The following is a 26,836-nucleotide window of genomic DNA, read 5'->3' as shown; positions in this document are numbered from 1 at the left end:
CATCGCCCCGATGGGGTAGCGCCGGGCACCTGGTCGGTTCAAGCCATAACGACCAGGCCTGACTGTCGGCCTATTGAGCCACCGCGCGGTTCTCGCCCTCGCCCTGTCCGATATAGGCGTGATGCAAGCTGGTTTCCTTGCGGGTGGCCTGCTGATCAAAGATGCGAGTCCACAACCAGGGCAGCGCCCCCTCCTCGACCACCCGGTTCAGTTTGACCGGTCCGCTGGGTCGTACGGCACCCGCCTCGGATTTCGCGATCTTGAAGGTGAAAACGTAATTCGGCGTCGCCCCCATGCGGAGGTCCCGCAACAGGATATCCCCGTTTCCGTCGCCGAGATCGGCGAAGCTGAGAGCGTAGAACCCCTTGCTGAAGCGCGCCACCGCATCGACCGCGCCGGTGTCGGGCAGCGCCGCCGCCAGGGACAATTGCCGGGCATGAACATGGATGTCGCGGGCGTCCGGTCCATCGAACAGCGAACTGTAGACATTCACATACCGGTCGCCGTCGAGGGCGATCCCTTTCCACAGCACCGTGTTGAACGGCATCGGCGTGACCAGAAGCTTCTCCGCCGTTACGCCCTGCCCCTCCAGCACCGCGGCGATCTTGTCGCGCATCAGTTGCTGCGCCAGAACCGACCAGCCGAGATACATGCTGCTGACCACGATGCCGATGGAAGCGGCGCGCCCGATCCGCCGGCCCCAATCGCCCTGAAGCAACGCCCAGAGCGTCACCGCAAGCAACGGCAGGGTATAGAGCGGATCTATGATGAAGACCGAGCCCAGACCGAATGGATAGTCCGTCAGCGGCCAGAGCAGTTTCGTGCCATAGACCGTGAAGGCGTCCAGAAGCGCGTGTGTCACCAACATCAGCCAGACCGCCCCGATGGGCAGCCATCGCGGCGCGTCCCGCAGCCCTGTGAACAACCGCCCAATTCCGAGCCCCAGCAATGGAGCGGCAACGCTATGCACGATCAAGGAATGGCTGAAGCCACGATGGGTGACGAAAGCGGTGACCGGGTCGGCCGCCGGCAGGAAGACATCCATATCCGGCAAGGTCGCGACAAGACCGCCCGTGATCGCCGCTTTGCGCGGCCCGATCCGCCGCCCCAGCGTTGCGACGCCAATCACCGATCCCAATGCGAATTGCGTAACTGAATCCATGCCGGTATCCGTTTATCGAAAACCCGGAACCCATAATTCCGTAAGCCCCTTCACATAGGGTTCATTTCGCGCTTGCCCAGTCCCGCCGCTTCAAAGGGTGCGGCTTTTTTACCACATCCAAGGCTGGAAAAGCGTGCCCCGGTACGGTAGCTGTGGGTTGGGGCTAGCGCGCACAGAACAGTGCCGCTTATGGGTACGATGGGCAAAGGAAGCCGCCGAAGAACGGACGGCTTCCAAATTTTCACGGATCTATGCGTATGGACGCGGGGTATTTGGCGACCCACGGCGGCACTCTGGTGACCCAGGGAACCGTCGAAAGCTATGTGTACAGGATTTTTCGGCTTGCCGGCTTCTGTTTCAACGACACGCGCGTGACCGGCCCGATCAACCTTCATACCCGGTTACAGCTGTATCGCGTAACCTTGCCGCATGTGGTCGAGGGACGCTATTTCGGCCTTTTGGACAATTCCGAAGGGTTCGAGAACGACTTTTCCCTGGACGCCATTCGTGAGCTGGACCGCCTGCTGATCGACCGGGGCATCCGAACCTATTTCGGCGCGACAGTCACGAAGGACAAGGGCTATTCAAAGATCGTCAAGCTGGCGCAGACCAACATGGAAACGATCGGCCTGGACGGCACCGTGATCAAGGTGCCCGATCGGGCGGCAGCGTTGCAGTTCATCTGCGACCGGATCAACGAAGCGGCCGCCGAGCGAGACCATCTGCGGCTGGCCGGCGATTAGCAGGTTCGTTCGTCGCCGCCCCATCGTTCCGCTTTCATGGCAGTGGAAAGATCGGATCAATCGGTGTAGCCCTTCGGCGGGACGAAATTGTCTCGAACCGGCCATTCATCCACGGCGCTCCGCGCGCTACTATGACGGCGCCAGAACAACATGACATCTCACAACCCGCGAAACCGCCGGCCGTCCCTTCCATCCGAACCGAAGGAGCCCGCGCCATGCTAGGGTCAACAGGTTCCTTGATATCCAAGGGCGTCATCGAGGGTTATGAATTCAGAACGTTGATGATCAACGGATTTCACGTCCACGATATCACGGTCATCGGCCCGATCAGTCTGTCCACCCGCATCCCGCTCTATCTGGAAACGCTGCGCGACGCGCTTCCGCCCTATTACTTCTGTATTGTCGACAACATCGCGGGGTTCGAAAACACAATTTCCTACGACGACATCCGGCAACTGGACAGAATCCTGATCGATCACGGCATCCGGAAGTTCTTCGGTGCGACGATCACAAAGGACATGGGCTACGCGAAGATCGTGAAACTGGCGCAGGCCAATATGGACGAGATCGGTCTGGAAGGCATGGTGATCGAGGCCCCGGACCGCGCAGCGGCGGAAGCCTTCATCTTCGAAAAGCTCCAGCAAGCCGCCGCCGAACGGGACGGCACCGCCTGACCGGCCTCACCCGCTCGCCAGGATTGCTTCCACCATGCGTTGGACGTCGAGGGCTTCCTGAACACTCGCCAGGGGAAAGGCCCCTTCCGGCAACGGCGTGCCCGCGCTCAATGCCGCCAGTTTGTCGAGTTGCCCTTTCAGGATCAGCGGCCTCGTATCCTCCAACGGCAGGCAGTCGGGATGCTCGTGCCATTCGCCGTCGGCCCCCAGTTTCTGACCGCGCGTCCAGTCGCTGAGCCGAACGGATCCGTCGCGACCCTTCAGGGTCCAGAGATTGTGGTCCGGCTTCTCGGTCGTCCCGACCGAACCGGTCACCGCGACCGGAATGCCGCCGGCCACGATCTCCGCCGAAATCGCCGTTTCGCTGCCGGTGTTGTCAGGATAGGTCGCGGAAGCCGACTTGAGTTCCATCGGCCCCAGCAGGCGACGCGTCAGGAACAGGAAATGACTCCCGACCTCCCGCGTGAAACCGCCCTGCTCGCGCTTGTCCAGCCAGCCCAGCGCATCCATCTGCCACGGCCGCGGCCAGGATTGATAGGCAAGCTCGATCGTCAGACTCTCGACCGGGCCAACCGCGCCCTCGCCGATCCACTGCCGGATATGCTCAACACCCGGCATCGAGGCGAAAATGAAATTCACCGCCGCACGCGCGTTGGTTTTCTCCACCTCGGCGGCAAAGGCTTCCGCGTCGGCCATATCCACGGCGAGCGGCTTTTCCGTCAACACGGCGAGCCCCCTCTCCATCGCCTTTCGGGCATAGCCCAGATGGGTCACCGGCGGCGAGGCGATATACAGGCAATCCGACGCCGCGATCACCGCCTCGGGGCCCTCCAGAACCGGCACGGAGGGATGCTCCCGGCTGATCCGGTCCATCGTCTCGGCGGACGGATCCCAGATGCCGCCCAGCGCCACGACCGAGGGATCATGCCGCAGGACGGCATTCAACACCCGTTCGCCCATGATGCCGACACCGACAATCCCCAGTTTCATCGCAGCCATGATACCCCCCACTATGATAAAGCGGCGTCTAGGGAAGCCCCGTTCGCCGGATAGGGCAAGATTGCCTTTCCCGGCCGGGCGCTAATAGTTTTGGAATGAGCGGTTAGGTTCTAGCCGCAACGCCGGAAGGCGCATGTATCTGGAACAGAATAGGGTATCGTCCATGTCCGGACCGTTGCAGGGAATTCGCATCGTCGATCTGACGCAGGTCGTCTCAGGCCCCTTGTCGACCATGTTGCTGGCCGATCAGGGCGCGGATGTGATCAAGATCGAGAACACGGCCGCCGGCGACGTGACACGACAAGTGTCCACCCGCCGCGGCGGGATGACGGCCTCCTTCCTCAATAATAACCGCAACAAGCGCTCCGTCTCGCTGAACCTGAAGGACGAAAAGGCCCTGGCTGTCGTCCACGCGCTTCTGAAGGACGCCGATGTCTTCATCCATAACTTCCGGCCCGGCGTCGTCGCGCGGTTGGGCCTGGGCGAGGACGCGGTACGCGCGGTCAGGCCCGATATCGTCTATGTCTCTATCAGCGGGTTTGGGGAAAACGGCCCCTTCGCGAACAAACCGGTCTATGACCCGCTGGTGCAGGCCCTGTCAGGGCTGACCACCATCCAGGGCGGGTCGGACGAGGCGCGCCCGCGCCTGGTCCGTACCATCGTGCCGGACAAGCTGACCGGCTTCACCACGGCCCAGGCCGTGACCGCCGCCCTGCTTCACCGCGAACGCACAGGCGAAGGCCAGCATGTGAAGGTCTCCATGCTGGACAGTGTCGTCTCCTTCCTGTGGCATTCCGACATGGGCGGCCACACCTTCGTCGGCGACGAGATCGAAAGCGAGAAAGCGCACAGTTTCATCGACCTGATCTATGAGACGACGACGGACTACATCACGGTCGCGGTCAATACCGACAAGCAATGGTTCGCGCTGACCGAAGCGGTCGGCCATCCGGAATGGCGGGACGACCCGCGGTTCGACACGCCAGAGAAACGGCACGAGAATATCGACGCGCGCCTGGAATTGACCCAGGAGGTTCTCCGCACGAACAGCGCCGAATACTGGCTGGAACACCTGGATGCGCATGACATTCCCTGTGCCCAGGTGCTCAAGCGCAAGGAGATGATCCACCATCCCCAGATCGAGGAAAACCAGATGCTGGTGGAACTGGACCACCCGGTCGCGGGCCGCCTGCGGCAGGCGCGACCCGCCGCGCAGTTCTCCCGCACACAGCTTGACCTGACGCAGGGCGCGCCGCTGCTGGGCGAGCATACCGAGGAAGTCCTGCGCGAAGCGGGATATGGTGAGGACGATATCGAAGCGCTGCTGTCGAGCGGCGCGGCCAAGGCCGAGCGGAAAGGATAACCGAATGATCGACTTCTATTACTGGCCGACGCCGAACGGCTGGAAGGTCTCGATCCTGCTGGAGGAATTGGGCATCGATTACAACATGATCCCGGTGAATATCGGCAAGGGCGACCAGTTCAAGCCGGACTTCCTGAAGATCAGCCCGAACAACCGCATGCCCGCCCTCGTCGACCACGATCCGCCGGAAGACTATGGCAGCGAACCGGTAAGCGTATTCGAATCCGGCGCGATCATGATCTATCTGGCCGACAAGTTCGGAAAGTTCATTCCGGAGGATGCGCGCGGCCGCAAGGAATGCCTGGAATGGCTGTTCTGGCAGGTCGGCAACCAGGGCCCGATGGGCGGTCAGTTGAGTCATTTCGTCAACTACGCCCAGGGCGACAACGCCTATTCAGCGGAACGCTACGCCAATGAATATGACCGCTGCCTCGGCGTGCTCGACCGTCGACTGGACGGGCGGCGTTTCATTCTGGGCGACGACTATACCATCGCCGATATGATCAACTGGCCCTGGGTACTGATCGCCAAGCCGATGCTGTCAAAATCGCCTTTGGCCGGCACGCCCTCGATGGATCTTTCCGCCTACCCCAACCTCAGCCGTTGGCGCGGCGAGATCAAATCCCGGTCCGCGGTACAGCGCGGCGTGGACCTCGGCAAGGACTCCCGCCGCAGCGCTCCGCCGAGCGACGAGGAAAGAAAAATCCTGTTCGGACAGAAAGGGAACTGATCCAGACAGGTTTCAAAACGCAAACTCCCCCGCCGTTTGGCGAGGGAGCCTGCGTTCTTCTCAAGGTCAGGCGCCAGGCGCCTTCCCTCGTTTTTTGCCGTGTGCCGTATTACTCGGCGGAGGCGACATTCGCCGGACCGGAAGAGGCAGTCTTGTCCTCAAAACCGGTGACCGAGATTTCCACGCGACGGTTACGGGCTTCGCGGACGCCATCGGCAGTGACGACGGCCGGGTCGCTCTCACCTTCCGAGTCGGTCAGCATGCGCTTCAGCTTGGACGTCGGCAGACCGTTGGCGATCAGCGCATTCCGGACGTTTTCCGCACGCTCTTCCGAAAGCGCCTTGTTGTAGTCCGACGGACCGGCGCGGTCGGCATGGCCTTCCACATGGACGTTGATGTCATCCAGGCCGGCAACACTGGCGGTCAGCTCGCGGATCTTCAGTTCCGCACCCGGCGTCAGGCTGGCGTCGTCGAAGTCGAAATAGATCACCTGACGGCTCAGTTCGACGCGCGGCGGCAGCTTCGGCGGATCGATCTTGGCGACCGGCGCGGCCGGTTCGGCTTCAGCCTTCTTCGGCATCATCGCTTCGTTCAGGTCGATCATGGCGGCGCGGAAACCTTCGCGGCACTGGGCGATATGCGTGGTCTGCCACCCTTCTTCCTGCTGCTCGACCCAGCAATCGTACTTGGCCTGCGCATTGGCGGCCTGGGCCGGCGCGATATCGGCAGCGCCCTTCTGCATGGCGCCCAGCAGTTCAATGCGTGCGGCCTGCAATTCCTTCATAGCGGCGGGATCGTCAATATCCCACTCCTCGGGCTGGAACGGCGCGGGAGTAATGTCCTTTTCAGCCATCATGCCGCGTTCGGCATAGGTTTCTGCGTCGATGTAGTCGTACATTTCCTGATATTCGTACGCGCTCATCGTCTGATACTGGCGCGCCAGTTCAGCGTTAAAGCCGGTTCCCGTCACCGTGTGACTCTTGAATTCCTCATAGTCCGGAAACAGGATGTTTGCCGCGCTCGCAGGCGCCGCCGCAAAGGCGATGCAGGCAGCCATGGTGGCGGTCGTCATCTTGATCTTGAAACTCATGGATATCTCCTTGGGTTTTGTTTTGCGCCTGACAGGCGCTTAGAAAACTCGGGACTGGAGGGGCGCCTGATAGATCACTGCGGCCGCCCGCTTCCTTGCACAAACAACGTCCTCCCCATCGCGACCGTTGCATTCAGGTTTCGAATTTTTTTGACCCGCCTCCGCAAAACGGAAACGGGCCGGAACCGCCGTTCCGACCCGTTCAAGAAATACTGTTGATGCGTCCAACGCCGAGGTGTCGGCGGCCGCGATTACGGCGCGGTCGTTCCACAACCCGGTCCGACCCGGGTGACGGCATTCAGATAGGAACCGCAGACGATCGTGGAGACCGATTGCCAGACACGCTCTTTAACGACCTCGGTCGAAGCCTGGATATCTTTCGCGCTGAGCGCCACGCCGGCAAGCATGGCGGATGTAAAGGCGAGCGCGATGGCGGTGCCGGTCAATCGACTGTTCAGAGTCCGCGCGACAACCCGGTGCCGGGTTGAGATATGGTCATCGATATCGGCAACGGAATGATCACTTACCTGGGTAAGGGACATGCTGGCCTCCTTCGGCAAATCCTGTTCGATACCCTATCAACGCCCGGAACCGGCCCCGGTTGCCTCCAACGGTACAACTTTTTAACGCAGACTTCGTTTTTTGGACCCGGCCAGGGAAGGCCAGACATTCCCTGACGTCACAAGCGACGTGATTGGTAGTTCGGGTCGTTAAAGCTACCTAATCCGGGCGTTCTATGTCACAAGGGACCGGCAGGACGCACGGCAGCGCTGAAATCGGCGCAGAATCGCAACCGCAAGAACGACACGCCGTCCGCCTGGGATGCATCTGGGGGGTAAATGCAACTTTTCGTCGGCAAGGCGAAACAAACGGGAATGCATTACTTTGAACACGACAGTCAGCGACGTTCAGTCTATTCCACAGGACCGCGATGACGATTTCGACGGCATTCGCCATGTGGTGATCCTGAAAACCGCGACGGATTGGCGCTCGGTTAGGCGGATGGCCGCGCAGCAATTCAGAACCCCGCCGGATAAATGGCTGGTCTTCATAATCGCCCGCTCGACCGACATAGTCGGCGACCTTTCTGACGCCTGGGCCGGCGATATCGGTTTTCTCGCCGAACGTTCGGGCGCGAAGACCGTGCTGACGACGCGCGAGGACATGCTCGATCTGATCGGCCGCATCGGGGAAAACCTGGAAAGCGTGTTGATCTTCCAGCCCAAAGGCCTGATCGGCAAGTATCGCGGCTATCGTCTGTACCACCGTCTTCGGAAGACCCTGAAATCCGCTGAATTGCATCGCATGGAATGCGACACCCTTACGTCGGGTTATTCCATCGTGCATTCTTCGGAAGACGGACAATCCGGCCGCCGAACCCTGATCAACCTGGCCGGGGTGTTGGGCCTCGTCGGCATAAGTGCGTTCATCTGCTGGCAGCTTCGCGCGTCGACCCCCATCGTTTTCCCCTATCTGATCATGATTGCCTCGGTTGTACTGTCCTCCGTCCTGTTCGGAAGATGGGCCGGCCTGGCGGCCGCCGCCACCGGCATGCTGTTGTTGAACTTCCTGTTCGTGGTTCCGATCTGGTCGATCAAGATCGACAGCGTCGACGACATCATCACCCTGGTGATCTTCCTGTTCGTCGGGTCGCTGACCAGCTTGATCGTCGGCCGCGCAGCGGATCTGCTGAGCGCCGCCAAGGAAAAGCAGGCCTTCAACGAGATCGTGCTGCGCATTTCGCGCAAGCTGACGGAGACCGTCTCTCTCGATCAGGTCTTTGACCTGGTCAAGGCGGAACTCGAAGCGCCACTGAAGGCGCGTGTCCATCTGGTCGATTATCGCGGGTCGGAAAAGATGTTCGCCGAAGAGCTTGCCAATCGCACCGGCTACGAAATTCTCTCGCCGGATCTTCTGGCGGCGCAGATCGCGCTGGAAACCGACGAGCCCGCCGGTTACGGCACCAGCGTCGCGAATGACAGTATCCTGCATTTCCAGCCGATTTCGGGTGGCGGCAAACCGTCGGGCCTGATCGTGATCCACAAGATCGAGGAAGAAAAACTGGCGGACCCGCGGATCCGCGTCCTGATCGAGGTCGTCGCGGACCTCTCCGGCATCGCCGTCGAGCGGATCATCGCGGAAGAGGAGATCGAGCAGGTCAAGGCCAAGGAAACCACGGAAAACCTGCGGAACACCGTCTTGTCCGCCGTATCGCACGATTTCCGGACACCCCTGTCCACCATCATCGGCAGCACCACCAGCCTGCAGACCTTCCGGGACAAGTATGACGACGAGACGATCGCCAGCCTGCTGGAGGACATCTACAACGAAGCGACGCGGTTGGATCGGTTCGTGGCCGAAGCCCTGGACCTGACCAAGCTGGAGAACGAAAGCCTGGAAACCCGCCTGGAACCGGTTGACCTGGTCGATATCGTCGATACGGTCGCTGAATCGATTTCGACCCATCTGGCCAATTTCACCTTCATCCGTGAATTCGACCATCCGATCCCCTTCGTCAGCGGCGACGCCATGCTGTTGGAGAAGATCGTCCAGAACTATCTGGAGAACGCGACCAAGTATTCCGGCGCCGGCACGACGATTACAGCAAGATTGAAAAGCAACGGCACGACGGTCATCTTCACCGTCGCCGATTCGGGTGTTGGCATCGCGAGGGAGAATCTGGAACGTATCTTCGAGCGCCTGTTCAAGGTCCAACACGGCTCGCATACGGAATCCAGTCCCGGCCTCGGGCTCACCATATGCAAGGAAATCGCCCGCTTGCACAACGGACGGGTCTGGGCCGAAAGTGATGGACCGGGCAAAGGGTCACGGTTCAACCTTGAACTGCCCGTCGATAATGTCGTCACATTGGAAACAGCCGAAATAGCCAGCTAGTCTAGACCCATGAAGGTACTTGTTGTCGATGACGAGGCACCGATCCGCCGCTTCCTGACCGCCAGCCTGACCGCGCATGGAAACGAGGTCCGGCAGGCGGAAGACGGCGGTGCCGCGATCCGTGAATTCACCACCTGGAACCCGGATGCCATGATCCTCGATCTGGGCTTGCCGGACCAGGATGGCCTGGATGTTCTGCGCACGATCCGGGAATTCTCTGAAACGCCCGTGATCGTCCTCTCCGCCCGCCATCACGAAACCCAGAAGATTTCCGCGCTGGACGCGGGCGCAAACGATTACGTGACGAAACCCTTTGGTATGGGAGAGCTGCTGGCCAGGCTTCGACGCTTATTCCGGGATTTCACCGATGCGGAAAACGCCGTTGAAGACGGCTCCCTAAGGGTCGGCAACCTCAGCATCAACATGGCGCAAAGATCAGTGGAATTGGATGGTCAGTCGGTACGGCTGACAAAAAAGGAATTCGATATCCTGGCCTTTATGGCACGCCATCCCGACAAGGTACTGCAGCATTCGCAGATCCTAGAGGAATGCTGGGGGCAGGCCTATCGCGACCAGACCCATTACCTGCGCGTCTATATCAAGAACCTGCGGGCCAAGCTGGGCGACGATTCCGAGGACCCGTCTCTAATCGTGACCGAGCCCGGCGTCGGATACCGGATCGTATCCAACACCGGGCCCGATTGACCGGCAAGCGGGAGGGACTTGCCGTCGGGGGATGACGGGCGGCTGCTACGCCGCGAGGCTGAAATCGCTCTCATTCGCGGCGAAACCGATTTCATCACGCAGTTTGGTCCGGGCGCGGCTGAGGCGCGATTTTAGCGTACCGACGCGTTCGTTCCGGACTTCGGCGACCTTCTGATAGGGCATGTCATAGACGGCGACATCGCGGATCAGGGCCTGGTCCTTCTTGGGCAGCGCCCGAATGGCGCGGTCGGTCTGCTTCAGCAGCAACACGACGGCCTGATCGGCGGGGCGCGCGTTCATATCCTGTTTCGAGACTTCCTCGACATGGGCGCGGCGCACCTTGTCATGGCGCTTACCCGACAGGAACAGGTTACGCATCATCGTAAAAAGCCAGGCGCGAAGATTGGTGCCGGGCTTGAACTGTTCGGCCTTCACAAGGGCTCGTTCCACGCAGTCCTGAACCAGGTCTTCCGCGTCGGCGCGGCGGGATTGTCCGACGAGGGACAAAGCGAACCGTTCCAGATGCGGCAGTTGGTCGGAAATCTGTTCACGAACGATACACATCTTGAAAGCTCCTCGGTTGCGTCTGCGTTGTTCGACGCTTGGAATATGGAGCTACCCTGCGTGAAGGTTCGATGCGCGATTCAGCCTCTCGGCGTAAAAATTCCGTTAAAAAATTGCAGGGCCATTTAACCTGAAACTATTTTAATCATTTGTTTTCATTATATTTTGTCCAGATATAAAGAAGTAAGGCATCTATATATACATGTGCCTGTCCATACTGCGACGGGACCGCTCCGGAGGACCACGATAGGGTTATTCAGCCCCTTCTCCGCGCAGAATTTTCTTTGTTTCGGCCGCGAGGGCGCGGATTTCCCCCTCATCGATCAGCGCCGCCTGGCAGCAGGCAATATCCTGCTCTATCGCTTCAACCTGATCGTTTAGGGCGGCCTTTACGCGCGGACTTTGGGCAAATCCGGCCAGGACCCGCAGCTTGGCAAGCATGTGCCGCGAAACGTCCGGCTTGCCGCAGCCGCTGTGCCGGATGCGATCGAAAGCGTTGAAAACAATCTCCGACGGGTCGGGTGTCGCGGCGTAGAGGCGAAGGGTTCCGTCCTTGTCGACATGTTTTGCGTCAGGCACGGTCTTCCGGAACAGGCAGGCCAGCGCGGCGGACAACTGGTCGATGACCTGTATGGCCGTGAAACTGTCGTTTATGCCGGGTGACAGAGCCCTGGTGGCAATCTCCACCAGGTGGCGTATAGAATATTCCAGATCCTGTGTCGGGGTGCGGGTGGAACCGATCGTGAAGGCATCGGTTATCGCCCGGGCCAGTTCCTCGGCCGCATCATCGCCGCCGGCGCCGTGGATCCATCCAACCGCCTCGCCGTCCACCCCGAAGTAGCCCGGAGAAACGTCGACCCGCACAACGGCATCCGCATCGGCCGCCAGTTGCACGACCGCCTTGTGGTCGATTTGTTGGACGTAACCGGATTTGGGGAGCACCAGGGGAACACCCGTATCCTCGAAACCGTCCGGAAGATCGGCCGAAGCCCCTCTACCGTCGCCTTGACCGGCGTCCTTTTCAGCGTCGCCTTTTTTACCGTCATCTTCCGCCAGCCGTTCTATCGACTGGGTCAGCTCACGCGATACACGGTTGATGACACTATCGGCGATGCAGGACCGTGCGATGTGATGCACGAATCCCAGCAATACGAAGAGGTTCACGAAAACCAGTAAAAAGACGAAGGCGATGGTGGTCTGCGGCACCGGTTGCTCGGGCTGCCGCGAGTGCAGGATGACCGTCAGGACAAAACAAGCCACGATCGCGCCGAAGAACATCCCGATAAAATCCTTCGTCCGGCGGTCGGACATCACGGACTTGATCAGGCGCGGTCCCAATTGCGAAGCCGCCAGGGACAGAACCACGATGGTGATTGAGATCGCCAGGGTCGCCATGGTGATCATGGCGGAAAGAAGCGTGGCGACGACCGATTTCGCGTCGGCCGTCTCGCCCTGGAACAGCGTCACCGGACCGTGCAGAACCTTGGGATAGGCCATCTCGGCGATATACAGCCCGGCCGTCATCAAGAAGAAGGTGGCGCAATAAAGGGCCGGGATCAGCCACAGATTGGCCTGCAGCGCCATGAAACTGTTGTATAGCCGGGTTACCGTCAGGCGGCCGATCGTCATTGGTGCGGACATATCCAATCCTTGCCATGTGCTGAACCGCCGACGGGCCGGAGTCCGACCATAATGGGCGGAGTCCGGCCGCGTTTTTCCGGGCGCGTGTTATTGCGGGGGACGACGCCCCTGCATCACGCCGACGACGGATGCCAGGATGAACAATACAATGAAAACGAAGAACAGTATCTGCGCGACATCAACGAAGGCCGCGGCGATACCGCCGAAACCGAAGACCGCCGCGACAAGCGCGAGGATCAAACTCAAAATGGCCCATCTAATCATCTCAATCTCCTATCCGTTCGGTTAATCCGAGAGGCTTTGGCGGAGTTTTCAGTGCGTCCGCAGCCAGGCGTTCACTTCCTTCCGGGCTTCTTCCTGGACCAGTCCGTAGCGCTGCTGCAGCGCGCCGATCAATTGATCCATATTGCCGTCCATCTGTTCCAACTCGTCGTCGGTCAGGCGGCCCCATTTTTCTTTCACGCGGCCTTTCATTTCGTTCCACCGGCCTTTCAGAAGCTGCTCGTTCATGACGGTCTCCTTTCGTCCGTTACTCTCCACATGCCGGAACCGGGTCTTCCAGAGCTCTATCGCCCCGCCCGCCGGCCTCGTATCGAAACAACGCCCGCCGGCGCGCGCGGGTTGCGAATTTTCGGAAAGATCAACGGCGAACCGCGGGGGTCGCGCCCCCAATGCGACGCCTCGGTGCCGGAGAGTTTTCTCTTCACGCACTTATTAATAACGCGCCGCCAGACATCCGCCGGATGGAGATGAAAAAAGGCCGGGATTTTCTGCAACCCGGCCGCCGCGCCGTGCGTTGTTAGGTCAGTTGCCACAGCGAAAGGAGGCCAGAATGTTGAAACTTCTGAAAACCACAGCCCTCGCGACGACGCTTGCCGTGACCGCCGGTGTCGCCCATGCGACCGATATCGACGCCACCTCGGTACCGGGGAATGACGACAAGGCGGGTGCCGTGCAGATGGCCACCACGGCCAATGAGAACGAGATTTCCTTCGACGAACAGAAGAAGGCCGTCGAAGAAACTTTCGAGAGCTGGGTGGACCAGATCGCCGAGCATGCCGAACAGGCGGATGACAATGCCGAGGAAGTCGCCGAAGACGCCGGCGAAGCCCTCGACGAAGCTTGGGCCGAAGTCCGCGCCTCTTGGGAAGAGGTGAAGGATGCCAGCGAAGAGAACTGGGAAGTCGCCAAGGACAAGTTCGACGTCGCGGTCGAGCGCCTGGAAGCGGCTTGGAACGAGTTGAAGGGAAATGACCTTCAGGATGGGTAACTTCCCCGCCCTTCCCCTTCCGGTTTAGTGCCTGACCGTCCCGGCCGCGCTTTCTCTTATGAGCCGCCGGGACGGCGGCGCCGTTTCAAAGATGAGGAAGCGGGAAAGCCTTGAGGCTCGGAAACAAAGAAGCCCGAACAGTACCTTTACTTTTTGAGACAAGTTATGAGGCAAATAGCACTCCTAGGACTGACACTGTGCGTTATTTCCCTGCTTTTGTCGGCGCAGGCGGCGGGAGAGTCGGTCGGCGATCTAGTGGACCGGGGTGTCCGGTTCATCAGTGAGTTGAGCGGCTCGGAACCGGAGCAGCCCTATGACGCGAGCAGATTGATCGTGGAGCAATCCGTGAAGTAGCCGCTTGCGGTTCCTGTCACCTCGTTGCCAGCGATGTGTCGGCCCTAACCGATCCTGTCATCCCCTGCGGCGGCCCCGCGGGGCGTTTGTGTTTTTGCCGTGGCCGTCCCGCTCTACCCCCTGCCAAAAAGCAAAAAATGCAGCTTCTCCGGCAACCATCATCTTCCCCCGGCGTTATTCCTATAGACGGTCCGAAACGACGGATCGTCATGCGTTTCATTATCGCAATCGACCAAGGAGATTTCATATGACCCGCAGCAAGTCTCTCATAGCGGCCTCGGTACTGACCTTGGGGCTGGCGACCGGCTGCACCAACATGAACGACACGCAGCAGAGCACGCTTAGCGGCGGCGCGATCGGTGCGGGTGTCGGCGCTGCCGGCACGCTGATGACCGGCGGATGCGTCAGTTGCGGCGCCGCGATCGGCGCCGGCGTCGGCGCAGCGGCCGGCTATGTGAAAGAAAAGCTGGAAGAAAAAGAAGAATAAACTCCTCCGGATTTGATCCTCCCTCCCCCTCTGTCCGCTCGGCCGGTCCCTCTCACCCGTCGGGCGGGCATTTTCATTAGATTGCCTGGGTTCGCGATTGGCCCTTAATCCGGTTCGAGTATGATTACCGAGAACACAGATACTTCCGGCGAAAACCCAAATCACAAGGCCTAGAGCGCCACGCGCTTTCAGCCCCGCTCGATCGTCACACTAATGGAAACTCGTGATCCACCAATCGACGAAGCGGTCTGGCGCAAAAAATGCGTAAATCCCGGATTAATCTGGATGCACAAGAAAAAGGGCATCCGAAGATGCCCCTTCGCAAGATCCTGATACCGAATTCAGGCAGAAACGCGGCGCTTGCGCCAACTGATCAGGCCGAAACCGGCCAGGGCACCGGCAAGCAACGGGAAAGCTGCGGGCACCGGCACGGCCGAGACCGAGGAAGCCTGCAAATTGTCCCAATAAACCGTACGGTTCACACCGGTATCCGTGTTGATGTTCTGAAGAATGACGTTGCCGATTGTCTGGGTTCCGCCCGCCTCTTCGGTGTGCACATGCAATCCGCCGATGAAGTAGTTGAACACATCGTTCACCGTGTCCAGAACGATGCCGAGTTCAACGAACTCATCGAAATTGAATGTCGGGGCGGTATCGAGCGTGCGGAAACCCGTTCCGTCACTGTCCCCGCCGATCGTATCGAAAACCTGGAAGGTTCCCCCGGCAAATTCCAGGATGGGAAAAGCGGAGATCGTCGTTCCATCCCCCAGGAAACCGGTACCCCAAATGCCGGCGATCCGTGCGGGATCGCTCTGGAACGCGGAGTCGACGAAGAAGTCGATGGAGATTTCCGTCGCACCCGCCGTATCGAATTTCCTGCCTTGCGTGTTATAGAAAGCGCTAGCAAAGCCACTGGGACGCCCGCTCGCACCGTCGGCGGATGAGATCGTGTGGGCCAAACGATTGTCCCCAAGAAAAAACTCCGATTCAAACCCGGATGGAGCGAACCGATCAGTATACCAAACACCCGCCCCCTGAGTGTCGCTGAGAATGGGGTTTGAATCGAATGACTGAGATGTGATGGAAGCAGCCTGTACCGCGCCAACCAGGGCCATTGAGGCAGCGAACGCCGCCGCAAAGGTCCAGCACTTGCTTATACGCATTTAGTCCCCCTCGTTAAAATATAGAGCAGGAATCCCCTTTAGCATGGCGTAATATGCGGAATGTCGACGGAGGATGACAAATCGTCAATCGCTATCAAAGATCATCAATAATCATTTGTAAAAGGCCTATCGAAAGCCTGAATCTGTTCCTATAGGTTCACGCACTTTCTACTTTTAATAACAACTCTAAAAAACCAGTGGTCATCGCCGGACCGGACCCTCGGCATATGTTTGGCCACCGTACCAAAGGACCCGGAAGTAAGCGCCGAGCCACTGCAACGAGAAGTCGACGCTCCTGCGGCCTGACAATAGAAAGCAGCGGAGCCCCCGAAAACAAACGGCATGCTTCCCGGAAACGCGTTGTTACAGGCCTGGAGAACCGGGCGACTCGTCAGTGCGCGGCGACGTAGGCCCCATGGCGGGTTTTGAAACGGTCCCAGGCCGAAGCCCCTGCTTGGGCCGCCTGCAGGATCAGATCTTCCTCGTCGATGCCGGTTACGCGACCGTCTTCGACGACGGTTCTGCCGTCGATCATCACGGTCTCGATATCCTTGCCGTGGCCGTGATAGACCAGGGTGCGGACGGGATCGTTCAACGGCGCAAGCCCATAGCGCCGCGCGTCGATGATCTGCAGGTCCGCCTTCTTACCGACTTCCAGCGAACCGATTTCATCGGCCATCCCCATGACCTCCGCCGATCGGATGGTCGCATCGGCCAGGGCGTCCATGGACGGAACGACGGAAGGATCGTTGGCGCGGATGCGCGCCACGGCGATGCGGGCCCGGATGACCTCGAAATGGTCGGAGAAGTAATTGTCGATGCCGAGCCCGACCCGGACGCCGTTTTCCCGCATGGTCTCCGCGGGCGCGATCGCACCGCGGAACTGGTTCATCAAGGGACAATGGGCCAGCGCCGCCCCTGATTGCGCCAGGGTGTCGATATCGCCCTCGCCCAACTGGTAGCAGTGCACGGCGATGGCACGTTCATCCAGGAAACCGTTGTCACGGCAGAACTCGAAAACACCCGCACCGCCATGCAGGGCCCGGACATCCGGCGCCTCCCCGATCCCCATATGCATGGAAACCGGTACGTTCAGCCGGTCCGCGGCATCGCGCAGCGCGCGCAGCAATTCGGGCGAGGAGGTGGAGGCCGTATTCGCCGCCATCACCGCCGTCAGGCGGCCGTTCCCACGCCCATGTACCTGTTCCGCGAAGCCGATCGACTGCTCCACCTGTTGGGCGCGGATGCGTTCGTCCAGCACCATCCGGCCCTGGCTCAAGGCGGCAACGTCGATATCGCTCGCCATGATGCCGAGCGCCGCGCGCATACCGATCTCCTCGACGAAGGCGGCGGAGACATCCGCATCCTCCTCCATCTGCAACACGGTGGTGACGCCGCCCCGCAGCAGTTCCGCGGTGGAAAGCGCGGCGAGCAGGCTGCGTTCCTCGCGGGTCAGGATCGTGCTCATCGGCACATAGAGGCCGAGCACCGCATCATGCCCGATATCCTCCGCCCTGCCGCGAAAGACCGAATAACCCAGATGGTTATGAACGCTGACAAAACCCGGCATGACGATCCGCCCGCGCCCGTCGATGCGCTTGCCGACATCCGGGTTGCGCGCCTCGACCTCAGCCGACGGCCCGATATCGGTAATCCGATCCCCGCGCACCACGACGGCGCCCGGCTGGTGGATCGTCCCCTTCCCGTCGACGGTGATAACGGTGGCGCCTGTGATCATTGTGTTCATGCAATCAACATCCTCAAGAATGTGCCTTAAGATCTGGCGGACGCCCGAGAAGCAATCCCTGGCAGCTCGATCTATTCTGAAAACTCTGGCTTGTCGGGACACAATTTTGCCAGGACGGCGCGCCGTGTCTGTATTGCAAGAGGGTCATGGAAAATCTCTATGGCTCGAGCGGCTTGCTGCTCTGAAAGCCATCCATCGGGCAAGCGCCACCTCCGAAAGAACAACCAATCCAGATCATTCCGGCGCTTTGACACGATGGAGCTCTTGGCCCGCTCAATAGTGATAGGAATAGAAAAGACACCCTTCGGTCCGTATTTGGCGCGCGCCGTGCTTTCAGCAGTTTCTTGGGTCTCCATCCATTCATCTACATCTCCGTCGCTAACCGTGGTTAAGCGGCTGATCGGTTCGCGAATATCTCCCGGAAGCGTTTCGACTGCTTGCTCGATTGCGGATAAGTAACGCAGGTCGCTCGTAACCTCATCCCCCCAATTGCGTGGGTGATATCGCCAGAGCACAGTTTCGGCCTGATCCGCCCACAATCCAGTTTCACCGACAAGACCCAGCCCCTCCAAAACGTACAGCACCTCTGGTGTGGCCCGAGCAGGCCGGATGCCCTTTCCCGCGAAAATATTGGGAGGTGGCGGTGGTGGCGCGCCAATCCGCTGTATCGTGAATGTGCCGGTGTTATGCTCAGACCGCGGAACGCTGCCGTCCGGCAGGCGAAAGTTCAGTTTGCCCCAATGGCTCGCTAGCCATAGCACGGTGACGCAAATATCGTCCCAACGCGGCAAGGTATTGGGCAGTGATGGGTTGGTAAGCGCGGTAGCGCCACGGTCAGATTCGACAGCCTGCCCTAACGCTACTAGCGCCAAACAGCCCATCTGGTAAGCGGAAGAGCTATGATCCTCCCAACCACTTCCATCCATAGCCTGCGGAAGATGATCCTTAAGAAAAGTGATCACCGGTTCTGGCCAATCAGAGTTCGGGCCGTCGGTGGTCATTAACCCACCCCAGAAGTTTCACTTTATCCCAAAATCCCTGGCAAGTTCAGGCCCTTTTCCCGGGCGCAGTCGATGGCGATGTCGTAGCCGGCGTCGGCATGGCGCATGACGCCGGTGGCGGGGTCGTTCCACAGCACGCGGCCGACGCGTTTGGCAGCTTCCTCCGTCCCGTCGCAGACCACGACCATGCCCGCATGCTGGCTGAAGCCCATGCCGACGCCGCCGCCGTGATGCAGCGACACCCATGTCGCGCCGCTGGCGGTGTTGAGAAGCGCGTTCAGGAGCGGCCAGTCGCTCACCGCGTCGGAACCGTCCTTCATGCCCTCCGTCTCCCGGTTCGGGCTGGCGACGGAACCGCTGTCGAGATGATCACGGCCGATGACGATGGGGGCCTTCAATTCGCCGGACGCCACCATTTCGTTGAAGGCGAGCCCCAGACGATGCCGGTCGCCCAGGCCCACCCAGCAGATCCGTGCCGGCAGGCCCTGGAAGGAGATCCGCTCGCGCGCCATGTCCAGCCAGTTGTGCAGATGCTCGTTGTCCGGCAGCAGTTCCTTCACCTTGGCGTCGGTCTTGTAGATATCTTCCGGATCGCCGCTCAAGGCGCACCAGCGGAACGGTCCGATGCCGCGGCAGAACAGAGGACGGATATAGGCGGGTACGAAGCCCGGGAAATCGAAGGCGTGTTCCAAGCCTTCCTCGAAGGCCATCTGGCGGATGTTGTTGCCGTAGTCCAGCGTAGGCACGCCCGCTTTCCAGAAATCGAGCATCGCCTGGACATGCACCTTCATGGAGGCCCGCGCGGCCTTTTCCACGGCTTTGGGATCGCTCTCCCGCTTTTCGCGCCATTGCGCCAGGGTCCAGCCCTGCGGCAGGTATCCGTTGACCGGGTCATGGGCGGAGGTCTGATCGGTGACGATGTCCGGATGCGCGCCGCGCTTCACCAGTTCGGGGAAGACATCGGCCGCGTTGCCCAGCAGGCCGACGGAAACCGCGCGGCCCTCGGCACAGGCCTTCTCGATGATGGCCAGCGCTTCATCCAACGTCGTTGCCTTCTCGTCCACATAGCGGGTGCGCAGGCGGAAATCGATCCTTGTCTCATCGCATTCGACGGCAAGGCAGCAGGCGCCCGCCATTGTCGCGGCCAGCGGCTGGGCGCCGCCCATCCCGCCGAGGCCCGCGGTCAGGATCCACTTGCCGGTCAGATCGCCCTGATAGTGCTGACGGCCCGCTTCCACGAAAGTTTCGTAGGTACCCTGCACGATCCCCTGTGAGCCGATGTAGATCCATGACCCCGCCGTCATCTGGCCGTACATCATCAGACCGACCTTATCCAATTTGTGGAAATGGTCCCAGGTCGCCCAATGCGGCACCAGATTTGAATTGGCGATCAGAACCCGCGGCGCGTTCTCATGCGTCTTGAAGACACCGACCGGCTTGCCGGATTGAACCAGCAGGGTCTCGTCCTCCTCCAGCCCTTCCAGGCTGGCGGCAATACGGTCAAAATCCGTCCAGGTCCGCGCGGCCCGGCCGATGCCGCCATAGACCACCAGTTCATGCGGGTTTTCCGCGACATCCGGATCCAGGTTGTTCATCAGCATCCGGTAGGGCGCTTCGGTCAGCCAGGACTTGCAATTGAGTTCAGCGCCGGTCGGCGCGCGCACGGTGCGGGTATTCTTGCGGTCGGCATTGGGGTCCGTGCTCATCAAACAATTCCTCCAAATTCGGGAAAGACGTCGATACCGGCGATGCCCGGCAATGCGCCGCTGATGACGATTTCGCGGGCGGTTTCCACCTCAGGCGCCATATAGCGGTCTTCCTGCAACATCGGGACGCGCGCCCGCAGATGGTCCTTGACGGCTTGCAGGGACGGGCTGGTTTTCAGAGGTGCGCGCAGATCTACCCCCTGCGCCGCGATCAGCAGTTCAATGCCGACGATCCCCGCCAGATTGTCCAGCATCGGCAACAGCCGGCAGGCGCCATGGGCGGCCATCGAGACATGGTCCTCCTGGTTGGCGCTGGTCGGCGTGGAATCGATCGAGGCGGGCGCCGCCTTCTGCTTATTCTCCGACTGCAGGGCGGCCGACGTCACCTCCACGATCATGAAACCGGAATTGACGCCGGGCTTCGGCGTCAGGAAAGGCGGCAAGCCGTAACTCAAGGCCGGATCAACCAGCATGGCGACCCGGCGCTGGGCGATAGAGCCCATTTCCGCGATCGCCAGCGCCATCTGATCGGCCGCAAAGGCGACCGGTTCCGCGTGGAAGTTTCCGCCCGACAGGATGTCGCCGCTGTCGGGGAAGACCAGCGGGTTGTCGGTAACGGCATTCGCCTCCCGCTCCAGCGTGCCCGCCACATGGGTCAGCAGGTCCAGGCAGGCCCCCATGACCTGGGGCTGACAGCGGATGCAATAGGGATCCTGAACGCGCTCGTCATCCTCGCGGTGGGATTCGCGAATTTCGCTTTCCTCCAGCAAGGCGCGCAGGGCCTTCGCAGCGGCGATCTGGCCCGGCTGGCCACGCAGGGCATGGATCTCGGGCCGGAAGGGCGCCGCGGAGCCCATCGCCGCATCGGTGGAAAGCGCGCCGGTGATCAGCGCCGCGTTGAACAGGTCGGCGGCATGATAGAAAGCCGCCAGGGCCACGGCGGTCGAAAACTGGGTGCCGTTGATCAGCCCCAGACCTTCCTTCGCAGCCAGCACCACCGGCTTCAAACCGGCCTTTTCAAGGGCGGCGGCACCCGGCATGCGCTGCCCCTCGAAGATAGCCTCCCCCTCCCCGATCAGGACGGCGGCCAGATGCGCCAGCGGGGCGAGGTCGCCGGACGCCCCGACGGATCCCTGCATCGGGATGACCGGGGTCACGTCCCGCGCCAACAGATCCTGCATCAATTGCAGCACCTCCCAGCGCACCCCGGACGCCCCGCGCCCCAGCGAGTTGATCTTCAGGGCGATCAGCAGCCGCGTCTCCGCCTGCGGCAGAATCGGTCCGATCCCCGCCGAATGCGACAGGATAAGATTACGCTGCAGGGTTTCCGTGTCTTCCGGTGAAATCCGGGTTTGGGCCAGTTTCCCGAAACCCGTATTCACCCCGTAATACGGCGCCTTTCCAGCCGCGGCGCTGGCGACCAGGCCGGATGCCCGGTCGACATTCTCCCGTGCCCCGTCGCCGAGGACGACCGGTGCGCCTTGAGTCAGAACCTGATGAAAATCTTCCAGACTGCCGGATCCCGGATCCAGCACGATCGGCGCGGCCATCGTACACCCCTACCCCAATTTTTCGATCACGATGATCCTTGAAGGGAAGCCGTGCAAGGCCCGAATGAGGGAGGAATTTGCCTTTCTGCGACACGACTACCGCGACGACGTCGGCATCAGATCTCTATCGTGTCAATGATGGCGAAAACAGGACGTCTAAGCCTTATTGAATCAGAATGCCGTCCGCTGCTTGGCAATGCTTGCCACCTTGCGGCGTCTCGAACAGGCAACCACGGCCTTTGAAGGACCTGACCGCCGCGGCGATTTGATCAGACAGATTTTTCCACGCACGATGAAGATAGATGAATGCCGGTTCGCGCGACACTTCCAAGCGGGACATGTTCTTCAGCTCCGGAAACCTGTCGAAGTTGACGCCATCCATCAAGATCGCGTCGACACGGCCAGCTTGCAGCATCTCGAACTGCTGTTCAGGCGTGTTGGCAACAATGTTCTTCGCCGCGAGGGCACCGATATCCCTCTGCCAAACAATGCCGCGCAGCGTGGCAAGTGACATCCTGTTGACATCGTTCACCGACGCCACGGTCGTGTCACGCGCCACGAGGTATCCGACAATGTAAAAAAGCGGTTCTTTGACCGGAATGGCGGCATCTCCCACGACGGACCGGTATGCACCTATCCGCATCAACTCGCCATCAATCTCACCGCGTATCAACGCTTCCGAAACGCGCTTGGCCGGGAACTGCTTGTCCCGAACGCAAATCCCGACATCCGCTAAAGCAGCGGAAACATTTTCAAAGATGACCGCGTTGATTGTATCGCGGACAGCCACGGTTCGTCCCAGCACCAGACAGTTCGCAGGCGAAACCGCGACGGTCGGCGCAGGCCAGAGATGGACGGCAACCGCTATCAAACATGCAATTTTAAACGCTCTTGCCAAGCGCATCATCAACGCTCCTGGGCGGAATAATCGAACTCACCTTCCCTTCGTTCGGCGCTAGGCTCGACTGTACCTCGAGAAACACCGCGACCCCATTCGTGGTGCTATGGCTACCAGCCTACCAGTTTATTCCCCTCACAACAAAACCGGCCAAACATATTGATACTCCGCTAGCCGCGGATCTGGATTGGTGCATGGAAATCGTTCTTTCCGTATGTCCCTTATCCAAGCAATCTGTGCCACAAGCGTACAAAAGAACTGACGCTCTCGGGCGAAGGTCCATGCGCGTTTTGCTCGTCCTCTATTGATCCTTCCAATTCACCGGAACCGGAACAACTGGGGCCGCCGCCGGGAAGCATGAAGGAACAACCGCGCTGCCTAAAGGCCTTGATCGCCGCGCCGATCGGCGGCGCCAAATCCGCGCGGGACCGATGCAGCACGAAATGACCCGTGTTCTCGTAAGACACCCTGAACGGCAAGTCCGCGAGTTCGGCATATTGTTCCCGAAGGCGCTGTCCGATCATGATTCCGTCGATGCGCCGGTTGAGAAGCATGGGCATCAACTGTTCCATATCGTTCGCGATAACCACGGTTCGGGCGTTTCTCGCCGCAGCTTCATGCCATTTCACGCCGCGCAGTACCCCGATCGACAGCTCTTCATCACCGGTGACGGCGAGATCGATCCCTTCCTGGACCACCAGATACCCGATGACTTCGAGCAACGGTTCCGCAACAAGGACCGCCCGCTCAGCGGCGGTTTCCGCATATTCCCGCACGCGGATCAATTCCCCGTCCAATTCATCCCGCTGCAGCTGTTCCGCAAGACGCTTGGGCGGCGCGGCCACGATATCGATGCAGATGTCCAAAGTGTGGAGAACGCCGCGCAAGTTCCCTTCGATCGCGTCGTAGACGCTTTGTTTTCCGGCGAATGGCGAGCCGATACGCAAACAGGACGTTTCCTGCGCGTGTGCCTGAAGAGAGCCGCAGACGCCGAAGACCAACACAGCAACAAGACCGAGTAATGAACGTACCATATGTGAAACCCCTTTCCGGCTCACTGGCACCACCCCGCAGGGTCAGAATACTCGAAATCGTGGAATTACCATGCCTAAATTGAACGTTTCAGCGCACTGCCATCGGCAACCGCCAATTCGAACGCGGCGGACAGCCCGCATGCCGGGGCATGCGGGCCATGACAGCAAGGCAGGCAGGTCCGCTGGTCAGAGGGCCGCCGAGATCCGCGTCAACGCTTCCGCCAGCTTGTCGCGCGCGGCCTGTTCGTCGGCCATGCGATCGCGATTTTCCTGCACGACCTCTTCCGGCGCCTTGGCCAGGAATCCTGGGTTCGACAATTTCTTGTCGATCTTCATGATTTCCGAGTCGGCCTTGGCGATGGCCTTTTCCAGCCGCGCCTTTTCCGCACCCAGGTCGACGACGCCCGCCAGCGGCAGGGCGATGACGGCCTCGTCGACCACGACCTGAAGCGCGCCCTTGGGCGCTTCGCCCGTAGCGATCCCTTCGATCCGCGCCATGCGGGCGATCAGCTCCATATAGGCTTTGGCACGCGACAGCACCGCATCCCCGCCCTCCACCAGGATGGCTTCCATCTTCGCAGCCGGCGGCACGTTGACCTCAGACCGCGCAGACCGGATCTCGGAGATCAATTTGATCACCCAGTTCATGTCCGCGTCCGCCGCGGCGTCGATCAACCCGTCGCCATATTCCGGCCAGGCGCTGACGATCAGCGGTTTTTCACGCGACCCACCCTTCAGGTGCTCATGCAGTTCCTCGGTAATGAACGGCGTCAGCGGATGCATCAGAATCAGGATCTGTTCCAGCACCCAGGCCGCCGTGGCGCGGGTTTCGGCCTGCGCCGCCGCGTCATCGCCGGTGAACATCGGCTTGGCGAATTCAAGATACCAGTCGCAGAACACGTTCCAGACGAACTGATACGCGGCGCTGGCGGCATCATTGAAACGATAGCTTTCGATGCCGGCGCGCACCGCGCGTTCCGCCTTCACCGTTTCGCCGACAATCCACTCGTTGACCGTTTGCGTGACGGCGGCCGGGTCGAAGCCATCGACCGGCTTGCACTCGTTCATTTCGCAGAAACGCGCGGCGTTCCACATCTTGGTCATGAAGTTGCGATAGCCCTCGACGCGGCTGGTCGCCAGTTTCACGTCGCGGCCCTGCGCCGCCTGCGCCGTCAGGGTGAAGCGCAAACTGTCAGCGCCGTATTGGTCGATCAGGTCCAGCGGGTCGATGACATTGCCCTTGGACTTGGACATCTTCGCGCCCTTCTCGTCGCGGACGAGGGCGTGGACATAGACCGTGTGGAAGGGTTCCTCCTTCATGAAATGCAGGCCCATCATCATCATCCGGGCGACCCAGAAGAAGATGATGTCGAAACCCGTCACCAGGACGGAGGTGGGGTAGTAGCGCGCCACTTCCGGCGTCTCGTCCGGCCAGCCCAGGGTGGAGAACGGCCAAAGGGCGGAGGAGAACCACGTATCCAGCACGTCCGGGTCGCGTTCCAGGCCGCGACCTTCCTCAATCATTTCAAGGGCCTGGACGTCGCCTTTCTCACGATAGTGCGACAGTGCCTCGGCATAGGCGAGTTCTTCCGTCTCCTCGACGAAGACTGCCCCGTCCGGTCCGTACCAGGCCGGAATCTGATGGCCCCACCACAGCTGGCGCGAGATGCACCAGGGCTGGATGTTGCGCATCCACTCGTAATAGGTCTTGGTCCAGTTCTCGGGCACGAACTTGGTGCGCCCCTGTTCGACCGACTCGATCGCCGGTTTGGCCAGGGTCTTGGCATCGGCGAACCACTGGTCGGTCAGATAGGGTTCGATCGGCACGCCGCCCCGGTCGCCATAGGGCACCATATGGGTGTGGTCCTCGATCTTATCCAAAAGGCCCAGCGCCTCGATATCCTCGACAATCGCCTTGCGCGCCTCGAACCGCTCCATGCCGCGATACTTCTCTGGGGCGTTCTCATTTATATGCGCGGTGGTCGTGAAGATGTTGATCATCTCCAGGCTATGCCGAACGCCGACCTCGAAATCGTTGAAGTCGTGGGCCGGTGTCATCTTCACCGCGCCCGATCCCTGTTCCGGATCCGCATAGGCATCGGCCACGATCGGAATGCGGCGGCCCACCAGCGGCAGGATGCAGTGCTTGCCGATCAGATGTTTGTAGCGCTCATCATCCGGATGCACGGCCACGCCGGTATCGCCCAGCATGGTTTCCGGCCGCGTGGTGGCGACCGTCAGATAGGTGCCTTCCTCGCCCTCGACCGGATAGCGGAAATACCAAAGATGGCTCTGCACTTCCTGCTGCTGCACTTCCAGGTCGGAAATCGCGGTTTCCAGCGCCGGGTCCCAGTTCACCAAGCGCTTGTCGCGATAGATTAGGTTTTCCTTGTAAAGCGATACAAAAACTCGCAAAACCGCCCGCGACAAACCTTCATCCATGGTGAAGCGTTCGCGGCTCCAATCGCAGGACGCGCCCAGGCGGCGCAGCTGACCGGTGATCGTGCCGCCGGATTCTTCCTTCCACTTCCAGACCCGTTCCAGGAAGGCCTCCCGGCCCATGTCGCGGCGGCCGGGCTCGCCCGCCTGCGCCAGTTGCCGCTCGACGACCATCTGCGTCGCGATGCCCGCATGGTCGGTCCCCGGCTGCCACAGCACGTCCAGGCCGCGCATGCGCTGGTACCGGACCATGATGTCCTGCAGGGTGTTATTGAGCGCATGGCCCATATGCAGGCTGCCGGTGACGTTCGGCGGCGGAATGACGATGGTGAAGGTCTCTTCGTCTGAACCTGGACCGCCCTTCTGGCCGCATTTGAAATAGCCGCCCTCTTCCCATTCCCGATAGCGGCGGTCTTCAACCTCTTCCGGCGCGTAGGTCTTTTCCAGCATCAGATCCTCCAAAGCCGCCGGTAAGCCTTTGAACCGGCAGCAACAATCCATCGAACGTAATACGAACCGCCGCGCCCAAGCGACGGAGAGCGTCGCGACGCGGTGGCAAAATCTTCATGAATGTCCCGCCTGAAAAGGCGAGTACGGGGCAGGTGAACCGGGATTTAGGAC

The 26,836-nt window shown here is 60.5% G+C and carries 25 protein-coding genes; 9 read left to right on the top strand and 16 right to left on the bottom strand.

All coding sequences use genetic code 11. From position 1 onward, the window contains the following. Nucleotides 1–70: 70 nt before the first annotated feature. Nucleotides 71–1,162: a metal-dependent hydrolase gene (locus ACQK2G_RS07790; RefSeq protein WP_425404460.1), complete on the bottom strand. Its 1,092-nt coding sequence runs from the start codon at nucleotides 1,160–1,162 to the stop codon at nucleotides 71–73. 257 nt (nucleotides 1,163–1,419) lie between these two features. On the opposite strand from ACQK2G_RS07790, the gene ACQK2G_RS07785 reads away from it, so the two are divergent. Both ACQK2G_RS07785 and ACQK2G_RS07780 read left to right on the top strand, forming a co-directional pair. After that, on the top strand, nucleotides 1,420–1,905 hold the full coding sequence (locus tag ACQK2G_RS07785; protein WP_425404459.1) for a hypothetical protein: 486 nt from the start codon (nucleotides 1,420–1,422) through the stop codon (nucleotides 1,903–1,905). A gap of 215 nt (nucleotides 1,906–2,120) precedes the next feature. Next, nucleotides 2,121–2,579: a hypothetical protein gene (locus ACQK2G_RS07780; RefSeq protein ID WP_425404458.1), complete on the top strand. Its 459-nt coding sequence runs from the start codon at nucleotides 2,121–2,123 to the stop codon at nucleotides 2,577–2,579. Between the two features lie 6 nt (nucleotides 2,580–2,585). On the opposite strand, the gene ACQK2G_RS07775 is transcribed toward ACQK2G_RS07780, so the two are convergent. After that, nucleotides 2,586–3,578 carry a Gfo/Idh/MocA family protein gene (locus ACQK2G_RS07775; protein WP_425404457.1) on the bottom strand — a complete coding sequence of 331 codons (993 nt, stop codon included), beginning with the start codon at nucleotides 3,576–3,578 and terminating at the stop codon, nucleotides 2,586–2,588. Nucleotides 3,579–3,741: 163 nt separating this feature from the next. On the opposite strand from ACQK2G_RS07775, the gene ACQK2G_RS07770 reads away from it, so the two are divergent. Then, complete coding sequence (locus ACQK2G_RS07770; RefSeq protein WP_425404456.1) at nucleotides 3,742–4,941, top strand: CaiB/BaiF CoA transferase family protein; 1,200 nt, start codon at nucleotides 3,742–3,744, stop codon at nucleotides 4,939–4,941. Nucleotides 4,942–4,945: 4 nt separating this feature from the next. Further along, on the top strand, nucleotides 4,946–5,671 hold the full coding sequence (locus tag ACQK2G_RS07765) for a glutathione S-transferase N-terminal domain-containing protein (RefSeq protein WP_425404455.1): 726 nt from the start codon (nucleotides 4,946–4,948) through the stop codon (nucleotides 5,669–5,671). A 109-nt stretch (nucleotides 5,672–5,780) separates the two neighbouring features. Here the strand turns inward: ACQK2G_RS07765 and ACQK2G_RS07760 are convergent, their stop codons facing one another. Further along, complete coding sequence (locus ACQK2G_RS07760; RefSeq protein WP_425404454.1) at nucleotides 5,781–6,761, bottom strand: OmpA family protein; 981 nt, start codon at nucleotides 6,759–6,761, stop codon at nucleotides 5,781–5,783. A gap of 251 nt (nucleotides 6,762–7,012) precedes the next feature. Beyond that, complete coding sequence (locus ACQK2G_RS07755; protein ID WP_425404453.1) at nucleotides 7,013–7,303, bottom strand: hypothetical protein; 291 nt, start codon at nucleotides 7,301–7,303, stop codon at nucleotides 7,013–7,015. Nucleotides 7,304–7,646: 343 nt separating this feature from the next. Between ACQK2G_RS07755 and ACQK2G_RS07750 the strand changes: the two genes are divergently transcribed. Together ACQK2G_RS07750 and ACQK2G_RS07745 are read left to right on the top strand one after the other, a co-directional pair. After that, complete coding sequence (locus ACQK2G_RS07750) at nucleotides 7,647–9,656, top strand: sensor histidine kinase (RefSeq protein WP_425404452.1); 2,010 nt, start codon at nucleotides 7,647–7,649, stop codon at nucleotides 9,654–9,656. A 9-nt stretch (nucleotides 9,657–9,665) separates the two neighbouring features. After that, nucleotides 9,666–10,361, top strand: coding sequence for a response regulator transcription factor (locus ACQK2G_RS07745; RefSeq protein WP_425404451.1), 696 nt, complete (start codon nucleotides 9,666–9,668; stop codon nucleotides 10,359–10,361). Between the two features lie 45 nt (nucleotides 10,362–10,406). Here the strand turns inward: ACQK2G_RS07745 and ACQK2G_RS07740 are convergent, their stop codons facing one another. The 4 genes from ACQK2G_RS07740 to ACQK2G_RS07725 all read right to left on the bottom strand — a co-directional run bounded on the left by ACQK2G_RS07740 (nucleotide 10,407) and on the right by ACQK2G_RS07725 (nucleotide 13,076). Further along, entirely contained in the window at nucleotides 10,407–10,925 is a 519-nt protein-coding gene (locus ACQK2G_RS07740) for an RNA polymerase sigma factor (protein ID WP_425404450.1), read from the bottom strand. Nucleotides 10,926–11,177: 252 nt separating this feature from the next. After that, complete coding sequence (locus ACQK2G_RS07735; RefSeq protein WP_425404449.1) at nucleotides 11,178–12,566, bottom strand: DUF2254 domain-containing protein; 1,389 nt, start codon at nucleotides 12,564–12,566, stop codon at nucleotides 11,178–11,180. Between the two features lie 87 nt (nucleotides 12,567–12,653). After that, the gene (locus tag ACQK2G_RS07730) at nucleotides 12,654–12,830 is read right to left on the bottom strand and encodes a DUF1328 domain-containing protein (protein WP_425404448.1); all 177 of its coding nucleotides are present in this window, start codon (nucleotides 12,828–12,830) and stop codon (nucleotides 12,654–12,656) included. A 48-nt stretch (nucleotides 12,831–12,878) separates the two neighbouring features. Further along, complete coding sequence (locus tag ACQK2G_RS07725) at nucleotides 12,879–13,076, bottom strand: CsbD family protein (protein WP_425404447.1); 198 nt, start codon at nucleotides 13,074–13,076, stop codon at nucleotides 12,879–12,881. Between the two features lie 322 nt (nucleotides 13,077–13,398). Here ACQK2G_RS07725 and ACQK2G_RS07720 point away from each other — a divergent pair, with 322 nt between their 5' ends. From ACQK2G_RS07720 to ACQK2G_RS07710, 3 genes are all read left to right on the top strand, one after another. Then, the gene (locus ACQK2G_RS07720) at nucleotides 13,399–13,836 is read left to right on the top strand and encodes a hypothetical protein (RefSeq protein ID WP_425404446.1); all 438 of its coding nucleotides are present in this window, start codon (nucleotides 13,399–13,401) and stop codon (nucleotides 13,834–13,836) included. Between the two features lie 165 nt (nucleotides 13,837–14,001). Then, complete coding sequence (locus tag ACQK2G_RS07715) at nucleotides 14,002–14,190, top strand: hypothetical protein (RefSeq protein WP_425404445.1); 189 nt, start codon at nucleotides 14,002–14,004, stop codon at nucleotides 14,188–14,190. A 247-nt stretch (nucleotides 14,191–14,437) separates the two neighbouring features. Then, nucleotides 14,438–14,677 (top strand): YMGG-like glycine zipper-containing protein, encoded by a 240-nt coding sequence (locus tag ACQK2G_RS07710; RefSeq protein ID WP_425404444.1) that lies wholly within the window; start codon nucleotides 14,438–14,440, stop codon nucleotides 14,675–14,677. Nucleotides 14,678–15,018: 341 nt separating this feature from the next. Here ACQK2G_RS07710 and ACQK2G_RS07705 read toward each other — a convergent pair whose 3' ends face one another. The 8 genes from ACQK2G_RS07705 to ACQK2G_RS07670 form a co-directional block, all read right to left on the bottom strand. Beyond that, nucleotides 15,019–15,636, bottom strand: a complete 618-nt coding sequence (locus ACQK2G_RS07705; protein ID WP_425404443.1) for a VPLPA-CTERM sorting domain-containing protein — start codon at nucleotides 15,634–15,636, stop codon at nucleotides 15,019–15,021. 595 nt (nucleotides 15,637–16,231) lie between these two features. Then, on the bottom strand, nucleotides 16,232–17,587 hold the full coding sequence (locus ACQK2G_RS07700) for an amidohydrolase family protein (protein WP_425404442.1): 1,356 nt from the start codon (nucleotides 17,585–17,587) through the stop codon (nucleotides 16,232–16,234). 71 nt (nucleotides 17,588–17,658) lie between these two features. Then, nucleotides 17,659–18,588, bottom strand: a complete 930-nt coding sequence (locus ACQK2G_RS07695; protein WP_425404441.1) for a hypothetical protein — start codon at nucleotides 18,586–18,588, stop codon at nucleotides 17,659–17,661. A 23-nt stretch (nucleotides 18,589–18,611) separates the two neighbouring features. Next, nucleotides 18,612–20,294 (bottom strand): urocanate hydratase, encoded by a 1,683-nt coding sequence (gene hutU, locus ACQK2G_RS07690; protein WP_425404440.1) that lies wholly within the window; start codon nucleotides 20,292–20,294, stop codon nucleotides 18,612–18,614. Continuing rightward, entirely contained in the window at nucleotides 20,294–21,844 is a 1,551-nt protein-coding gene (gene hutH / locus ACQK2G_RS07685) for a histidine ammonia-lyase (protein WP_425404439.1), read from the bottom strand. The genes hutU and hutH overlap by 1 nt, the downstream gene beginning before the upstream one ends. A gap of 163 nt (nucleotides 21,845–22,007) precedes the next feature. Continuing rightward, entirely contained in the window at nucleotides 22,008–22,751 is a 744-nt protein-coding gene (locus ACQK2G_RS07680; protein ID WP_425404438.1) for a hypothetical protein, read from the bottom strand. Nucleotides 22,752–22,963: 212 nt separating this feature from the next. After that, nucleotides 22,964–23,776, bottom strand: coding sequence for a hypothetical protein (locus ACQK2G_RS07675; protein ID WP_425404437.1), 813 nt, complete (start codon nucleotides 23,774–23,776; stop codon nucleotides 22,964–22,966). Nucleotides 23,777–23,962: 186 nt separating this feature from the next. After that, nucleotides 23,963–26,665, bottom strand: a complete 2,703-nt coding sequence (locus tag ACQK2G_RS07670) for a valine--tRNA ligase (RefSeq protein WP_425404436.1) — start codon at nucleotides 26,663–26,665, stop codon at nucleotides 23,963–23,965. Nucleotides 26,666–26,836 lie beyond the last annotated feature (171 nt).

Origin of the sequence: Hwanghaeella sp., from assembly GCF_965227365.1 — a bacterium.
In the GTDB taxonomy this organism is placed as follows: Bacteria; Pseudomonadota; Alphaproteobacteria; order UBA8366; family Aestuariispiraceae; genus Hwanghaeella.
Note: the sequence above shows the minus strand (reverse complement) of the source record. Positions and strands in the feature narration are given on the sequence as shown.

Excerpts from the sequence above, each read along its gene's own strand:
- ACQK2G_RS07770 (WP_425404456.1), top strand. The coding sequence starts at position 3,742 with ATGTCCGGACCGTTGCAGGGAATTCGCATCGTCGATCTGACGCAGGTC.
- ACQK2G_RS07730 (WP_425404448.1), bottom strand. The coding sequence starts at position 12,830 with ATGATTAGATGGGCCATTTTGAGTTTGATCCTCGCGCTTGTCGCGGCG.
- ACQK2G_RS07775 (WP_425404457.1), bottom strand. The coding sequence starts at position 3,578 with ATGGCTGCGATGAAACTGGGGATTGTCGGTGTCGGCATCATGGGCGAA.
- ACQK2G_RS07670 (WP_425404436.1), bottom strand. The coding sequence starts at position 26,665 with ATGCTGGAAAAGACCTACGCGCCGGAAGAGGTTGAAGACCGCCGCTAT.
- hutH (WP_425404439.1), bottom strand. The coding sequence starts at position 21,844 with ATGGCCGCGCCGATCGTGCTGGATCCGGGATCCGGCAGTCTGGAAGAT.
- ACQK2G_RS07675 (WP_425404437.1), bottom strand. The coding sequence starts at position 23,776 with ATGGTACGTTCATTACTCGGTCTTGTTGCTGTGTTGGTCTTCGGCGTC.
- hutU (WP_425404440.1), bottom strand. The coding sequence starts at position 20,294 with ATGAGCACGGACCCCAATGCCGACCGCAAGAATACCCGCACCGTGCGC.
- ACQK2G_RS07790 (WP_425404460.1), bottom strand. The coding sequence starts at position 1,162 with ATGGATTCAGTTACGCAATTCGCATTGGGATCGGTGATTGGCGTCGCA.
- ACQK2G_RS07740 (WP_425404450.1), bottom strand. The coding sequence starts at position 10,925 with ATGTGTATCGTTCGTGAACAGATTTCCGACCAACTGCCGCATCTGGAA.
- ACQK2G_RS07760 (WP_425404454.1), bottom strand. The coding sequence starts at position 6,761 with ATGAGTTTCAAGATCAAGATGACGACCGCCACCATGGCTGCCTGCATC.
- ACQK2G_RS07765 (WP_425404455.1), top strand. The coding sequence starts at position 4,946 with ATGATCGACTTCTATTACTGGCCGACGCCGAACGGCTGGAAGGTCTCG.
- ACQK2G_RS07755 (WP_425404453.1), bottom strand. The coding sequence starts at position 7,303 with ATGTCCCTTACCCAGGTAAGTGATCATTCCGTTGCCGATATCGATGAC.
- ACQK2G_RS07745 (WP_425404451.1), top strand. The coding sequence starts at position 9,666 with ATGAAGGTACTTGTTGTCGATGACGAGGCACCGATCCGCCGCTTCCTG.
- ACQK2G_RS07680 (WP_425404438.1), bottom strand. The coding sequence starts at position 22,751 with ATGATGCGCTTGGCAAGAGCGTTTAAAATTGCATGTTTGATAGCGGTT.
- ACQK2G_RS07735 (WP_425404449.1), bottom strand. The coding sequence starts at position 12,566 with ATGTCCGCACCAATGACGATCGGCCGCCTGACGGTAACCCGGCTATAC.
- ACQK2G_RS07715 (WP_425404445.1), top strand. The coding sequence starts at position 14,002 with ATGAGGCAAATAGCACTCCTAGGACTGACACTGTGCGTTATTTCCCTG.
- ACQK2G_RS07785 (WP_425404459.1), top strand. The coding sequence starts at position 1,420 with ATGGACGCGGGGTATTTGGCGACCCACGGCGGCACTCTGGTGACCCAG.
- ACQK2G_RS07695 (WP_425404441.1), bottom strand. The coding sequence starts at position 18,588 with ATGACCACCGACGGCCCGAACTCTGATTGGCCAGAACCGGTGATCACT.
- ACQK2G_RS07700 (WP_425404442.1), bottom strand. The coding sequence starts at position 17,587 with ATGAACACAATGATCACAGGCGCCACCGTTATCACCGTCGACGGGAAG.
- ACQK2G_RS07720 (WP_425404446.1), top strand. The coding sequence starts at position 13,399 with ATGTTGAAACTTCTGAAAACCACAGCCCTCGCGACGACGCTTGCCGTG.
- ACQK2G_RS07710 (WP_425404444.1), top strand. The coding sequence starts at position 14,438 with ATGACCCGCAGCAAGTCTCTCATAGCGGCCTCGGTACTGACCTTGGGG.
- ACQK2G_RS07725 (WP_425404447.1), bottom strand. The coding sequence starts at position 13,076 with ATGAACGAGCAGCTTCTGAAAGGCCGGTGGAACGAAATGAAAGGCCGC.
- ACQK2G_RS07780 (WP_425404458.1), top strand. The coding sequence starts at position 2,121 with ATGCTAGGGTCAACAGGTTCCTTGATATCCAAGGGCGTCATCGAGGGT.